Consider the following 14,277-nt stretch of genomic DNA (forward strand, 5'->3'; position numbering starts at 1 on the left):
AAGCAGTAGTTAACGCAATCTTTAGGCCCGCTCGACGGGCCGCCTTTTCGTTCGGGAACAACAATGAGTCGCACTCACGGCGTTCTACACGCCGGTCTCAGCATGGCGCGCAAGATCCTCGCAGCGGGCTTGGTCCTCTTCAGCATGGTGGCCAGCGGCGCTGCGAGTGCCGCGGAGGCTGACGTGCGCCGCGTATGGCAGATCCTCGACTACTTGGCTGTCGACTATTCGGGTGCGGTACAGGACGGCAAGATCGTTGCGCAGTCCGAGTACGACGAGATGCGGGAGTTCGCCAAGACCGCGCACGACAAGATCGCTGCCTTGGAAGACAAGCCCGAACGCGCGACCTTGCTGCGCGAAAGCGAAGCCCTTCAAGCGCAGATTGCTGCCAAATCCAATGCCACCAAGGTCGGTGGTTTGGCCAAGGCGTTGGCCAATCACCTGATCGCGGTCTACCCGGTCCCGCTCGCACCCACCGCGCTGCCTGACCTGAAGCTGGGCGCCTCGGTCTACGCGGCTAACTGCGCGGCCTGCCATGGCGCTTCAGGCAACGGCGACGGCCCTCTGGCTAAGCAGCTCGATCCCAAGCCGATCGCGTTCAGTGACCACGACCGGGCTCGCCAGCGCAGCGTGTTCGCGCTGTACCAGGCGGCTAGCCAGGGGATCGCCGGAACCGCGATGCCTGCGTTTGGTCAGCTATCCGAGGAAGATCGTTGGGCGGTCGCGATGTACTTGGGCACTTTCGCCCATGACGACAAGCAGCGCGAGCAGGGACAGCGCATCTGGAAGGAATCCGATAAGGCGCGCAGCGAGGTCAGCGGGATCGATCACTTCGTTCGCCTGACTGAATCCGAACTCGCGGGCGCCCTTGGGGAGGCCCAAGCTGCGGCGACGATGGCCTATCTCCATGCGCACCCCGAGGCACTTGCGGCGCCGCACGCGAACAGCCTCACGCTTGCGCGCGAGCGGTTGCATCAAAGCGTTGACGCGTTCAAGGCGGGCAAGCCCAAGGACGCCGCCGAGCTGGCGTTGTCGTCCTATCTCGACGGCGTGGAACCCTACGAGCAAGCGCTGGCAGCCCGTGAAGGCTCCTTAAAGGACCAGATCGAAGTGGCAATGGGGCAGTACCGCTCGCTGATCGCATCCAAAGCTCCGCTTCAAGAAATCGAAGCGTCGGTCGCCAAGATTGACGGGCTGTTCGACGCCGCAGATCAAGTGCTGGCATCCGCAGGCGCTGACTCGACGGCCGCATTCTTCGGAAGCCTGACCATCCTGCTGCGCGAAGGCATCGAAGCGCTGCTGGTCGTGGTCGCGATGATCGCTTTCCTGCGACAGGCCAAGCGTCCCGACGTGCTGCCGTACGTTCATGCGGGCTGGATTGGCGCCTTGGGGGCCGGGGGCGTCACCTGGGCCATCGCGACGTATGCGGTGTCGATCAGCGGCGCCAACCGTGAGGTCACCGAGGGGCTGTCGAGCCTGTTCGCGGCCATCGTGCTCCTGAGCGTTGGCATCTGGATGCATCAGAAGAGCGTGGCCGGCCAATGGCAGGCCTACCTCCGCGAGCGCATGTCCGCAGCGCTGAACCGACGTTCGGCTTTCTTCATGTTCGGTCTGGCCTTCGTGGCCGTGTACCGCGAGGTGTTCGAGACGATCCTGTTCTACGCCGCGTTGTGGGGCCAGGGGAACGACGGTGCCATTCTTTACGGTCTGGGCGTCGGTGTGCTTTGCCTGGCGCTCATCACGGTGCTCCTGCTGCGGTACAGCGCCCGTCTTCCAATCGGCAAGTTCTTCTCCGTGAGTTCGTGGCTTGTGGCCATCCTCGCTGTGGTCCTGACGGGTAAGGGCGTGGCCGCCCTGCAAGAGGCTGGCTGGATCGCGCCGAGCGCGCTGTCCGCTCCGCGTCTCGAAGTTCTGGGGGTCTATCCATCGGTCATCGGCCTGACCGCCCAGGGGGCCGTTCTTCTGCTCGTCCTGGCCTTCTTCCTGCGAAATGCAAGATCAAAAGCGGTGCGCGCTCATTGAAGCGGACCGAGCGGCATGCAACACTCGGCGGGCCTAGGGATGCCGAGCTGTGGTCCGCACTTCCAGCGATAGGAAGAATAGGCTAGCAAGAGCCAGGGTGCTGAGTCCGGCAGTGATCGCGAGCGCACCCGCTCCCCATACATCGACGGCCAGACCAAAAGCCCAAGGCGCCAGCGCTTGCGCGATTCGCGCAGGCACCCTCAAGACTCCCTGCCGATATCCGTACCCGTGGGCAACCGCGAGCGGAAGCGTCCCCTTGGCGATAGTCAGGATGCCGTTTCCCGCGCCGTGCAGCTGACCTCGCGGCGAAGCTCGACGGACAGGCTTTGGAGAGATCGGGGCCGCAGCCCCGCACTCGCGCTCAAATGGCGCTCTGATTGACCCGTTCGGACAGCTTCTCCGCCGTCTCCTTGCGCTCGCTGTACCGATCGACTAGGTAGTGGCCGTGATCGCGCGTCAGCAGCGTGAACTTGAACAGCTCTTCCATCACGTCGACCACGCGGTCGTAGTACGAGGACGGCTTCATGCGTCCCTCCTCGGTGAACTCCGCGAAAGCCTTGGCGACGGACGACTGGTTAGGGATGGTCAGCATCCGCATCCAACGGCCGAGCACGCCCATCTGGTTCACCGCGTTGAAGCTCTGCGAGCCGCCCGAGACCTGCATCACCGCCAGCGTTTTGCCCTGCGTCGGACGGACGGCACCCGACGTGAGCGGGATCCAGTCGATCTGCGACTTCATCACGCCGGTCATCGCGCCGTGGCGCTCGGGGGAGCACCACACCATGCCTTCGGACCAGTCGGCCAACTTGCGCAGTTCCTGGACCTTGGGGTGGGTGTCGGCCGCATCGTCGGGCAGCGGCAGACCGGACGGATCGAAGATCTTCAACTCGCCGCCCATGGCCTCCAGCAGCCGTGCCGCTTCAAAGGTCAGGAGACGGCTGTAGGACCGGACACGCAGTGACCCATACAGCATCAGGAATCGGGGACGATGCTTCGACGGCTCGCGCACCGTCAGCCGCTGCTGATCCGGCACATCGAAGAGGTCGGACTGCAGTGCCGGGAAAGTCGGATCGAGCTCAAGCACGTTGCGCTCCTCGTTCGTACCAGGCTTGCGAGCGGTTCACGATGGCGACGACTGCGAGCATCACCGGCACTTCGATCAGCACGCCGACCACGGTGGCCAAGGCGGCGCCGGATTGGAAGCCGAAGAGGCTGATGGCGGTGGCCACGGCCAGCTCGAAGAAGTTGCTGGCGCCGATCAGCGCCGACGGACCGGCGACGCAGTGCTGAACACCCATCCTTCGGTTGAGCCAATAGGCCAGGCCCGAGTTCAGCACTACCTGGATGAGGATGGGCACGGCCAGCAAGGCGATGACCAACGGTTGCTCGATGATGCGATCGCCCTGGAAGGCGAACAGCAGCACGAGCGTCAGCAGCAGCGCAGCAATCGAAAGCGGGCCCAGCTTGGTGGCGACTACCTGGAAGTGCGCGGCACCACGCTTGAGTAGCTGTCTGCGCCACAGCTGGGACAGGATGACTGGCACGACGATGTAGAGGCCGACCGAGGTCATCAACGTGTCCCACGGTACCGTGATTGAGGACAGGCCCAGCAGCAGCGCGACGATGGGTGCGAAGGCGACGATCATGATCGCGTCGTTGAGAGCCACTTGGGACAGCGTGAAGTACGGATCTCCCTTGCAGAGCTGGCTCCACACGAAGACCATGGCCGTGCACGGCGCCGCGGCCAGCAGGATGAGCCCGGCGATGTAGCTGTCGAGTTGATCGGCCGGAAGCCACGCGGCGAACAGGTGGCGAACGAAGATCCAGCCGAGCAGCGCCATCGAGAAGGGCTTTACCGCCCAGTTGATGAACAGCGTGACGCCGATGCCCCTGGCGTGCGCCTTGACCTGGCCGAGCGCCGCGAAGTCGATCTTCAGCAGCATCGGAACGATCATGACCCAGATGAGCAGGCCTACAGGAATGTTGACCTGGGCCACTTCGAGGGAGGCGACCGCCTTGAATACGCCGGGAAAGAACTGGCCCAGCGCGACGCCCCCGACGATGCACAGGGCTACCCAGACGCTGAGGTAGCGTTCGAAGAAGCTGATGGCCGGCTTGGCCGCGGCGGCGACGGGCTTGAGAATTGCGGTAGTCATGGCCGGACGTCAGGACTTCGAGATGGCATCGAGCGCGCGCTGGAGCTCGGCGTTGGACATGGTCTCCAGCGGCAGTTGTGCCAGCTGGAGCATTCGGTACCCGATGGCCTGCCGCGTGAGCTCGAAGGCCTGCGGCTTGTCCGCCTCGGGCGCATTCGACGGGTCGGCGTAGCCCCAGTGAACCTTGACGGGGCTGCCGGGCCAGTAGGGACACTGCTCAGCCGCGGCGCTGTCGCACACGGTGATGACAACGCGCATCTCGGGCGCGCCATCGGTGACGAACTCGTCCCAGCTCTTGCTGCGATAGGCGCTCGTGTCGATGCCTGCGTCGCCCAGCGCTTGGAGGGCATAGGGATTGATGCGCCCGCTCGGCGCGCTGCCGGCGCTGAAGGCATGGATGTCTTTGCCCAGACGCTGGGCCCAGTGGTTCAGCATGCCCTCGCTCAGCACGCTTCGCGCCGAGTTGTGGGTGCACAGGATGAGAACGTTGGTGGTCATGGCTCAGCGGGTCCCGATGTCTTTGACTTCCTTGTGGATGGCCATGGCGTCCAGGCTCTGCAGCGGCAAGGACATCATCAGTTCGAGGCGGCGCTTCATCGTGACTGCCGCGGCGCGGAAGGCTTGCTGCTGCGTGTCTTCGCTGCCCTCGACAGCCGCAGGGTCCGGCATGCCCCAATGCGCGGTCAGCGGCTGGCCGGGCCACACCGGGCAAACCTCGCCAGCGGCCTGGTCGCAGACGGTGAACACGAAATCCATCTCGGGAGCGCCCGGCTGAGCGAACTCCTCCCAGCTCTTGCTACGGAACCCGTCCGTGGGGATGCCGAGTTGGCTGAGCTCCTTGAGGGCCAGCGGATGTACTGCGCCCTTGGGGTGGCTGCCTGCCGAATACGCCTGGAAGCGGCCGTTCCCCAGATGGTTGAGCAAGCCCTCGGCGAGGACGGACCGTGCAGAGTTGCCCGTGCAGATGAACAGCACGTTGTAGACCGTCGATGTCATGTCAGTTTCCTTTCAGCAGTCGCAGTTGGTCGATGTGGATTCCACGGCGCAGGCGGTGCCCTGGCAGCAGTTTTCGGTGAGGTAGGCCAGGAGCGCGTTCATCTGCGGGTACACGGCGCGATAGATCACATGCCGGCCCGATTGCTCCGAGGTGACGAGTCCTGCTTCGCTGAGGTCCTTCAGATGGAAACCCAGCTTGGCGTAGGCCACCCCCAGCATCTCGACGAGGGCGCCCGGTGTGAGGCCGTCCTCTCCCGCGACGACCAGTGCGCGAAACGCGTCGAGACGAATCGGATGCGCCAGCGCGCCGAGGCCAGCAAGGGCTGTTGTCTTGTCCATGGCGATCATTACAACAAAACTTGTAATGACCCGCAAGGCCCCGGGCTTGAAGAAAGATCAATACGGCAGCTACGCTTTGCGCACTCCCTGCTTCGCCGCCGCACCCGTCGCCCGGGAACATCTCTCATGAACGTAGGGCCATCCAGGCCTTGCCCGCACTCTCACCGCGCATTCCTAAGGACGTTGGCCTTCAAAGCGACACCTACTCCGACCATTCACTATGCTTTGGCTTTGCTAGCTGGGCCACCGTCAATGGGCGAGCTGAAGGAACTCATGAACATATGGGTGGCGCGACGTGACCTCAGCGCGACGCTTCATCGATGCGCCCCAAAATGCGGTGAAATCGAAATTGAACACCTACTCGCTGGCTGCGGCATAGTCCTCGAGGCGACAAGCACGGACGATCTCATCAGCGGGCCCTTCCCGAGAAGGCCAGGTGTGGTATCACTTGAGGTCCCCGACGCTGTGATGATCGTCGTAGGCTCTCCTCCCGAGAGGTTCAGGCGCTGGGGGCAGAGGCACGCTGATTTGGCCATTCAAGGCCTACAGCGGTCCAGCCATTCTGTGATCCGGCGAAAACGCGCCCGCCATGCATGACTGCGATGGCCCTGACGATGGCCAAACCCAGCCCGTGATGGCTGCCCGACTTTTCACGCGCGGGATCGCCTCGCACGAAGCGATCGAAGAGTCGCGGCAGCAGTTCCGGCGCAAGGGCGGGCCCCGGATTCCGCACGGACACACGCACGGCGTTTGATTCAAGCATCTTCAACTCGATGATGATCGCCTCGCCGCGCGGCGTGTACCGGGCCGCGTTGCCGACAAGATTCACAAGCGCCCGCCGAATCAGACCGGCGTTGCCCTGGACCTTGGCATTGCCTTCGATGCGCAACCGAACGCCTTGCTCTTCGAGCATGGGTTCGAAGTACTCGGCGATGTGCTCTGCCTGGTCTCGAAGATCGAGCGGATCGAGGCGATCGGCGAGCTGCCCTTGATCAGCCTTGGACAGGAACAACATGTCATTGACGAGGCTGGAGAGTTCCCGCAGAACTTCCAGGTTCGTTCCCAACACTTCGCGCAGTTCAGCTGCAGGACGATCTCGAATCAGCGCTACTTCGGTGCTGCTTATCATGGTGGCCAGCGGCGTGCGTAGTTCATGCGCGACGTCTGCGCTGAAGCCTTCCAGTTGACCGTAGGCCGCCTCGACACGGCCAAGCGCGCTGTTGAACGCGTGAACCAACTCCTGCACCTCTGCAGTGTTGACCGGCGATAGTCGTGAAGAGAGCGACCGCGGGTTGAGCGCCGCCGCCTCCTCTGAAAGCTGACGTACCGGACGAAGCGATCTGCGCGCGACCCACGCGGAGATCAAGACGATCAGCGCAACGCCCACACCACACACAATTGCGAGGCGGTTGCCATAGCGACGCAACATCGCTTCCTGATCGCGAGCGTCAATCGCGACGATCAACGCCTGATGTCCAAGTACCGGGTGGGCCGGGATGGAAACTTGCCGCGCCTGCATCACAAGCCCGTCCTCCCGAACGACCTCGAGCTGATTGGCCGTCTTCGCAAGGACTGGCGGCTGACTTCCACCATAGAGGCTGCGGCCGTTTTCTCCCACCAGCCAGATGCGCATCTGTCCATGCCCGATCAATACGTCGTTGAGGTGATGCGTCAGCGCCGGCACATCTGCGGGACTGCGCACTTCCTCCAACAGATGCTCGACCACGTCGATCTTGCCCTCAAGGTCATGCTCCCGGGCCCGCTCGATCTCGCGCTTGAGACCGCTGTGAAGAAGGAGTGCGACTGCGACGAAAACGGCAACGGCCAGCAAAGTCATTGCAAGCGTCAGCCGCTGAGCCATCGACCGCAAGGGACTTCGCGGCCACGAGGGGGCGAGCAGTGAGAGATGGTCTCGCCTCAACCGCGATCCTCCAGCACATACCCCATTCCGCGGACCGTGTGCAGCAAGGGCTTGTCGAAACCCTCATCAAGTTTCACCCGCAACCGACGTACCGCGACATCAATCGCGTTGGTCTCGCTATCGAAATTCAGATCCCAGACCTGCTCTGCGAGCACCGTTCGGGAAAGGACTTCGCCGTGGCGCCGCAGCATGACGGACAACAGGGTGAACTCCTTGGGCGAAAGATCCAGACGCTTGCCCGCCCGCGTCACCTTGCGTCGGGACAGATCGACCTCTAGGTCCCCCAAGCGCAGCGAGGTCAAGGGTTGGGAGGCATGCGTGGCGCCGCGGCGAAGAAGCGCTTCGATGCGAGCGAGAAGCTCAGTGAAGGCGAAGGGCTTGATCAGGTAATCGTCCGCGCCAACCTTGAGACCATGCACGCGGTCTTCCACCTTGTCGCGCGCTGTGAGCATCAGCACCGGCGTGGACTTGTGCTCCCTTAGCCGGCGCAGGACCTCGAACCCGTCAATGCCAGGCAGCATCACATCAAGTACGACGAGGTCGTACTGACCTTCGACGGACAAATGCTGCCCATCAATCCCGTCGCCGGCCAAATCCACCACATAGCCGCTTTCCGTGAGGCCCTTTTTGAGGTAGCTGGCCAAGCGGGCCTCGTCCTCGATCACTAAGATTCTCATGACCAAAGTGTGACGCAGGACGGCCTTCCGCAGGAGGACAGCCACATTACCGGTCTGTCATGTTCCTGTCCCCGCGCCGTGGGGACAGGGTTTGTACAGTCGCGCCCAAGCTACTTGCGAACGCCCTGCAGGTAGCTCTTCCTTCAGGAGCTACGTCATGAGTCTGCGCACCCTTGTGGTCTCGATCGCCTTGGCCGGCGTCGCGTCTGTCGCACCGTGGGTCGCGGTGGCGGCCAACGAGGTCAGCGGCACTGCGACCAAGGCATCGTCAAGCAGCAGCTTCACCCCGGGCGAGGTCAAAAGGATCGATGCTGGCCAAGGCAAGTTGACGCTCAAGCATGGCCCCATCGAGAACCTTGGCATGCCGGGCATGACGATGGTTTTTCGGGCTGACGCGTCGGTCCTGGCGCAGCTCCAGGTCGGCGACCAGATCAGGTTCAAGGCTGACAAAGTGGATGGAACGATCCAGATCACGGAGCTGCAAAAGTGAGTGGTTTCCCTGAGTCTTGCCGCACCGATCCCGAGCGCTACACCGCCTTGTAGAACCTACCGGTTCACCGATTGCCCCAATTTCACAACTGGCCTTTGCGCCCCTACACTCACGCCATGACCCTGTTGGTCCGAACCGTCTTCGTTTGCTTGCTTGCCGTCGCCATCCCCTTGCAGGGTGCGGTGGCTGCGGCCATGCGCTGCTGCGGAATGGAACACCATCAAGTTGACACCGCGCTCGTCGAGAAGCACGCGGGCCACGACCATCATGACCATTCCGCCCCTTTGGACGTCCTGGATGAGCACTTGCAAGACGGTTACGGTCATGCGCAGCCAGGAGTTCACGGGGTTGATTCCAGCGCCGCGCACAACCACGGGCTTTCGCACGGGGACCTGAAGCAGGCCGGGGCAGCCAAGGCCTCGGCCAAATGCAACGTCTGCGCGTCCTGCTGTGGCGCTGCCGCGCTGCCGTCGCGCGCCGCAACCGTGATCCACGTCGCGACCGAAAAGGATCGCTACTGCGCGTCGGTCTCTCCTGACGCGGAGTTCACGACAAGCGGCCCTGAGCGGCCCCCACGAACCTCCTTCCTCTGACGACGTTCGCCGTGTGCGACGCCGGGTCCGCTCGTCTTGAGCGCGGACCCCGGTTGAACGCGGCGAGCTGAGCTGCTATGCCTTCGGACCTGTTCGAGGCGTGGCGAGTCTGTCCTACCCCAGGACAGCGTTCACGAGGAACGACATGTTTTCCCGAACTACCCTTGGCGCGTGGGCACTGGCCCTTGCGACGCCCGCATTCGCCCAACATCCGGGCCACGGCACCGTACCCAATACAGAGCCCGCCCGATCGAGTCCCAAGTCGCAGGCCGTGGCGCCGGCATTAGCAACTGGCCAAGGCGCCGGCACTGGAGAAGCGGCGGCAGGCAAAGCCGCAAACGACCTACGCCACCTCCCAACCTTCGAGAGCTACCGCCGGTTCGCCGACGAGCCGATTCAGTCCTGGAAGGCCGCCAACGACCGGGTGGGCCAGATCGGGGGCTGGCGCACCTACGCCAAGGAGGCCTCGGGCGGGACGGAGCAGCAGGCTCCCGAGCCTCAAGGGCATGCCGGTCATGAAGCGAAGCCGGAGCAGCCGAGTGCGAACTCGCCGCGTCCGAACACTGCCACGGCGCCAAATCCCTCGCAGCAGACCGAGATGGTCAAACCGCCAGTCAACGCTGCGGGTCGCGCACCCGCCAAGGCAGCGCAGCCAGCCGCCGCGCCTGCAAGCACGGCCGGGGGCAGCCATCCCCAACATCACTGAACTACTGGAGACCGTGCATGAATAGCCGGCACAGCCGCGTCCCGCGGCGCATTACCTGGGTGGTCGTTCCGCTAGCGGCAACGTTGCTGGCCGGTTGCGCCAGCACCGCCATCGACAGCAACTTCAATGACGTGCAGCTCCTCGCGCAAAGCCGACTCGGCGCCGAAGTGAAATGGCTGCGCTCACCTGAGGCCCGCGAGCAGGCCGCCAAGGACGTGCAGTCGATCTTGGCCCAGCCCCTCAGCGCCAACGACGCAGTACGTCTTGCGCTGGCCTACAGCCCGGCGCTGCAGGCCACGCTCTACGACAGCGCGGCTGCGTCCGCCGCGGCCGCTCAAGGTGCCAGGCTTCCCAACCCGGTGTTCACCTTCGAGCGCCTGGTGCGAGGACAAGGGGCCGATCGAGACCTCGATATCGGTCGGTCGCTGGGCATCTCCGTATTCGACCTCTTGCTGCTGCCAAGCCGCATGCGGATCGCCAGCTTCCAACAGCAGCAGATCCAACTGCGACTCGCCGGCGACGTCGTTCAGGCGGCCACTGACGCGAGGCAGAACTGGGTCCGCGCAGTTGCCGCACAGCAGCAGGTCCAGTACGCAGAGCAGGTCAAGGCGGCGGCCGACGCAAGCGCGGAACTCGCTCGACGTATGCAGGCCGTGGGCAACTTCAGCAAGCTCCAGCGGGCCAGGGAGCAGGCTTTTGCCGCTGAGGCGGTGGCTCAACTGGCCCGTGCGCGGCAAAGCGCGCAAAGCAGCCGCGAAGCGCTTGTGCGCACTCTGGGGCTGGATGCCGCGCAGGCGCGCCAGCTCAAGCTGCCGGAGCGACTGCCGGACCTGCCCAAAACTCCGCGCGATGAGGCCCAGGTCGCGCAGCAGGCAATCGAGCAGCGCCTCGACGTGCGCATGGCGCAGGCCGATCTTCGAGCGACGGCCCGTGAACTTGGACTCAGTCGCGTGACCAGCGTCATCAACGGACTCCATGTCGCAGCAGTGCGCAACAGCGAGACCGGCGAGCCGCCGCAAAGAGGGTTTGAGCTTGAACTGCCGATTCCGCTGTTCGATTTTGGCGACGCGGTCCGTGCGCGTTCTCAGGCTACCTACATGGCCGCGGTTAATCGCACCGCGCAGCTGGCCGTGGACGCGACCTCGCAAGTTCGCGAAACCTACGGTGCCTATCGAACCTCATTCGATGTTGCCCGGCATTACATGGACGAAGTGGTGCCGCTGCGTAAAACCATCTCGGAAGAGAACCAGCTTCGCTACAACGGCATGTTGATCGGGGTGTTCGAACTCATCGCCGACGCGCGCGACCAGGTCGCCAGCGTCAACCAAGCACTGGAAGCGCAGCGCGACTTCTGGTTGGCAGATGCGGCGCTTCAAGCCACCTTGATCGGCAAGCCCGCAGGACCCATCGCCTTCCAATCTCCCTCCGCTGCCCCGACCGGCGGCGACGCAGGCCACTGATTTCGACGGAGAGTTCCATGACAAACAGCCGACGCCGATTCCTGGCGGGAACCGCAGCCGCGGGCGCCGCCGTGGCGGCCTCGACCGTGAGCAAAGTGGCGATGGCCGCCTTGCCCGAGCCGGTCTATCAATCCAACCCCTTGTCCGCCGCACCGCTGCATCCCACAACGGGCCGTCCCTACAACCCGATGGTGACGCTCAACGGCTGGAGCTTGCCCTGGCGCATGAACAACGGCGTCAAGGAGTTCCATCTCGTGGCCGAGCCTGTGGTGCGAGAGTTCGCCCCGGGAATGAAGGCTCACCTCTGGGGCTATAACGGTAGCTCGCCGGGTCCGACCATCGAGCTCGTGGAAGGCGACAGGGTTCGCTTGTTTGTGACCAACAAGTTGCCCGAGCACACGACGATCCACTGGCATGGCGTGCGGCTTCCTAACGGCATGGACGGCGTAGGCGGACTCACGCAGCCGCACATTCAGCCGGGCAAGACTTTCGTGTACGAGTTCGTCGTACGGCGAAGCGGCACCTTCATGTACCACCCGCATGCTGACGAAATGGTGCAGATGGCCATGGGGATGTACGGCATGTTCATCGTGCATCCAAAAGAGCCGAAGTTCATGCCGGTCGATCGCGACTACGGCTTCATCTTGACGGCCTTCGACATCGAGCCGGGCAGCTACACCCCGCGGGTGAGCGAGATGACCGACTTCAATCTCTGGACCTTCAACTCGCGCGTCTTCCCGGGAATCGACCCGATGGTGGCACGCCAAGGTGAGCGCGTGCGCATCCGCGTGGGCAACCTCACGATGACCAACCATCCCATCCACCTGCACGGGCATGAATTCGTGGTCGCGGGGACCGACGGCGGCTGGACTCGAGAAAGCGCCCGCTGGGAAGAGGTGACCACGGATGTGGCTGTCGGTCAGATGCGTGCGATCGAGTTCGTCGCTAGCGAACCGGGGGACTGGGCGTTCCATTGCCACAAGAGTCACCACACGATGAATGCCATGGGCCACGGTCTGCCCAACATGATCGGCGTCGACCACACCGGCATCGTCAAGCAGGTCAACAACCTCATCCCTGACTACATGGCCATGGGCGAGCGAGGGATGGCCGACATGGCGGAAATGGAGATGCCGATTCCCGACAACACGCTGCCCATGATGACTGGGCAAGGCCCGTTCGGCCCCGTGGAAATGGGCGGCATGTTCACCGTGCTGAAGGTGCGCGCCGACCAAAAGCGTGGCGACTTCAAGGATCCGGGCTGGTACCAGCATCCCAAGGGCGAGGTGGCGTACGAGTTCACCGGTGCACTGCCCGAGCCGGCGCGATCGTTCAGCGCTGGCGGCCAATCCATGCCACTGGCGCGCAAACCGGCGAGAAACGTCGAAATGCGCGTGCGCAAGCCCAGCGGCGGGCACGACAACCACTGACGGCCAATCTCACTCTCAACCTCCAAGTAAAAAGCGTTCTAGAAGGAAGCATCATGAACATCAAACACACGTTCTTGGCGACTCTCGTCGCCATTGCCACCAGCGCGGCATTTGCCTCTGGCAACCACGCCGGCACACACGCGCATGGCGATGAAGACAGTGCCATCGGCAAGCCCGGCAAGGCACAACAGGTCACGCGCACCGTCAACGTCGACATGACCGACAACATGCGCTTCACGCCGGCCAGTATTGACGTCAAGCAAGGCGAGACGATCCGCTTTAAGGTCAAGAACTCCGGTCAGGTCAAACACGAATTCGTGCTGGGCACCGAGCAGGAGCTCAAGGAACACTACCAGGTCATGCTCAAGAACCCGGAGATGGAGCATGAAGATCCCCAGATGATCACGTTGGCCGGCGGGAAAACCGGTGAGGTGATCTGGCAGTTCACGAAGGCTGGCAAGGTCGACTTTGCATGTCTGCAGCCCGGTCACTACGACGCGGGCATGAAGGGCGCGGTCACGGTCGCGAAGTCGGGCTCCAAGGCGGCCTCTACCAAGCCCGGGTCCAAGGCGGACGGACACGCCGATCACGCGCACTGACGGAGCCATGACCAATTTCGTGAACCGGCGAGACGTCGTCTGGGCCGGTCTGGGCCTGACGCTTGCAGCGGCTGGCTCTGCCATCGCCCGGACGTCGCCGGCTGCCGTGTCCTTGGAAGTCTGGAAGTCGCCCGAGTGCGGCTGCTGCAAAGCCTGGCTCTCACATCTGCAGGCACAAGGACTGAACGTCGGCGCGGTCCACAACACTGGCAACACCGACGTGCGCAAGTCCGTTGGCATCCCCTTGGCACTCGGCTCTTGTCACACCGCCCGCATCGATGGTTACGCGATCGAAGGGCACGTACCGGCCAGAGAGATCAAGCGGCTGCTCAAGGAGCGTCCCGCCGCAGTCGGGCTGGCCGTGCCCGGCATGCCGCTGGGCAGCCCCGGCATGGATGGCCCGGATTTTGACAACCAGACACAGCCCTACGACGTATTGCTCGTTCTCAAGGACGGCACCACCCGCGTTTTCCAGTCCTATCACCGTTGACCAAAGGAGCTCTCATGAAGTCCAACTCTGTGCGCTGCACCCTGACCGCGCTGGCACTGATGGCCGCCAGCTGGGCCCACGCAGCAGGAGACCAAGCCCTGCAACAGCCGCCCCTGTCCGCCTCGGCGCAGGCCTCGACGGCCGACGCATCGGCCATGACCGACGGCGAGGTCCGGCGCGTCGACGCTGCCAACAAAAAGATCACCCTCAAGCACGGCGAGATCAAGAACCTTGAGATGCCGCCCATGACCATGGTGTTCCAGGTCGAGGACGCATCCGCGCTGGAGAAATTGAAGGTGGGCGACAAGGTGCGCTTCGCCGCCGAGAAGCGCGCGGGCGCTCTGGTCGTCACGCGCATCGAGGCCGCCAAGTGAGGCCGCGCTGGGCCGTCCTTGCCG

Annotated in this window: 15 protein-coding genes and 1 pseudogene; 8 read left to right on the top strand and 8 right to left on the bottom strand. The window is 63.7% G+C overall.

Annotated elements, in window-relative coordinates; translation table 11 throughout:
- The first annotated feature begins 102 nt into the window (after positions 1–102).
- Positions 103–2,022: an FTR1 family protein gene (locus tag ACQ86G_RS21215; RefSeq protein ID WP_431257166.1), complete on the top strand. Its 1,920-nt coding sequence runs from the start codon at positions 103–105 to the stop codon at positions 2,020–2,022.
- A gap of 33 nt (positions 2,023–2,055) precedes the next feature.
- Here the strand turns inward: ACQ86G_RS21215 and ACQ86G_RS21220 are convergent.
- From ACQ86G_RS21220 to ACQ86G_RS21255, 8 genes and pseudogenes are all read right to left on the bottom strand, one after another.
- Positions 2,056–2,316: pseudogene (locus ACQ86G_RS21220) on the bottom strand (MFS transporter); the annotation flags it as partial.
- A gap of 67 nt (positions 2,317–2,383) precedes the next feature.
- Entirely contained in the window at positions 2,384–3,106 is a 723-nt protein-coding gene (gene arsH, locus ACQ86G_RS21225; RefSeq protein ID WP_431257167.1) for an arsenical resistance protein ArsH, read from the bottom strand.
- Positions 3,099–4,178 carry an ACR3 family arsenite efflux transporter gene (arsB, locus tag ACQ86G_RS21230; RefSeq protein WP_088404241.1) on the bottom strand — a complete coding sequence of 360 codons (1,080 nt, stop codon included), beginning with the start codon at positions 4,176–4,178 and terminating at the stop codon, positions 3,099–3,101. The genes arsH and arsB overlap by 8 nt, the downstream gene beginning before the upstream one ends.
- 9 nt (positions 4,179–4,187) lie before the next feature.
- Positions 4,188–4,676, bottom strand: a complete 489-nt coding sequence (locus tag ACQ86G_RS21235; protein ID WP_088404240.1) for an arsenate reductase ArsC — start codon at positions 4,674–4,676, stop codon at positions 4,188–4,190.
- 3 nt (positions 4,677–4,679) lie between these two features.
- Complete coding sequence (locus ACQ86G_RS21240) at positions 4,680–5,174, bottom strand: arsenate reductase ArsC (RefSeq protein WP_431257168.1); 495 nt, start codon at positions 5,172–5,174, stop codon at positions 4,680–4,682.
- Between the two features lie 12 nt (positions 5,175–5,186).
- Positions 5,187–5,513 carry an ArsR/SmtB family transcription factor gene (locus ACQ86G_RS21245; RefSeq protein WP_431261461.1) on the bottom strand — a complete coding sequence of 109 codons (327 nt, stop codon included), beginning with the start codon at positions 5,511–5,513 and terminating at the stop codon, positions 5,187–5,189.
- 499 nt (positions 5,514–6,012) lie between these two features.
- Positions 6,013–7,374 (bottom strand): heavy metal sensor histidine kinase, encoded by a 1,362-nt coding sequence (locus ACQ86G_RS21250; protein ID WP_088404238.1) that lies wholly within the window; start codon positions 7,372–7,374, stop codon positions 6,013–6,015.
- 56 nt (positions 7,375–7,430) lie between these two features.
- Positions 7,431–8,111, bottom strand: coding sequence for a heavy metal response regulator transcription factor (locus ACQ86G_RS21255; protein ID WP_088404582.1), 681 nt, complete (start codon positions 8,109–8,111; stop codon positions 7,431–7,433).
- A 157-nt stretch (positions 8,112–8,268) separates the two neighbouring features.
- On the opposite strand from ACQ86G_RS21255, the gene ACQ86G_RS21260 reads away from it, so the two are divergent.
- The 7 genes from ACQ86G_RS21260 to ACQ86G_RS21290 all read left to right on the top strand — a co-directional run bounded on the left by ACQ86G_RS21260 (position 8,269) and on the right by ACQ86G_RS21290 (position 14,253).
- Positions 8,269–8,601 carry a copper-binding protein gene (locus ACQ86G_RS21260; protein ID WP_431257169.1) on the top strand — a complete coding sequence of 111 codons (333 nt, stop codon included), beginning with the start codon at positions 8,269–8,271 and terminating at the stop codon, positions 8,599–8,601.
- Between the two features lie 116 nt (positions 8,602–8,717).
- Positions 8,718–9,194 (top strand): hypothetical protein, encoded by a 477-nt coding sequence (locus ACQ86G_RS21265; RefSeq protein WP_431257170.1) that lies wholly within the window; start codon positions 8,718–8,720, stop codon positions 9,192–9,194.
- 723 nt (positions 9,195–9,917) lie between these two features.
- Positions 9,918–11,360, top strand: coding sequence for a TolC family protein (locus tag ACQ86G_RS21270; protein ID WP_088404235.1), 1,443 nt, complete (start codon positions 9,918–9,920; stop codon positions 11,358–11,360).
- A 17-nt stretch (positions 11,361–11,377) separates the two neighbouring features.
- The gene (locus ACQ86G_RS21275) at positions 11,378–12,790 is read left to right on the top strand and encodes a multicopper oxidase family protein (RefSeq protein WP_431257171.1); all 1,413 of its coding nucleotides are present in this window, start codon (positions 11,378–11,380) and stop codon (positions 12,788–12,790) included.
- A 53-nt stretch (positions 12,791–12,843) separates the two neighbouring features.
- Positions 12,844–13,389 carry a cupredoxin domain-containing protein gene (locus tag ACQ86G_RS21280; RefSeq protein ID WP_431257172.1) on the top strand — a complete coding sequence of 182 codons (546 nt, stop codon included), beginning with the start codon at positions 12,844–12,846 and terminating at the stop codon, positions 13,387–13,389.
- A gap of 7 nt (positions 13,390–13,396) precedes the next feature.
- Entirely contained in the window at positions 13,397–13,879 is a 483-nt protein-coding gene (locus tag ACQ86G_RS21285) for a DUF411 domain-containing protein (protein WP_088404232.1), read from the top strand.
- A 29-nt stretch (positions 13,880–13,908) separates the two neighbouring features.
- A complete protein-coding gene (locus ACQ86G_RS21290) occupies positions 13,909–14,253 on the top strand; it encodes a copper-binding protein (protein ID WP_431257173.1) in 345 nt (114 codons plus the stop codon).
- The last annotated feature ends 24 nt before the right edge of the window (positions 14,254–14,277 follow it).

The organism is Roseateles chitinivorans, assembly GCF_050632145.1.
In the GTDB taxonomy this organism is placed as follows: Bacteria; Pseudomonadota; Gammaproteobacteria; order Burkholderiales; family Burkholderiaceae_C; genus Roseateles; species Roseateles chitinivorans_B.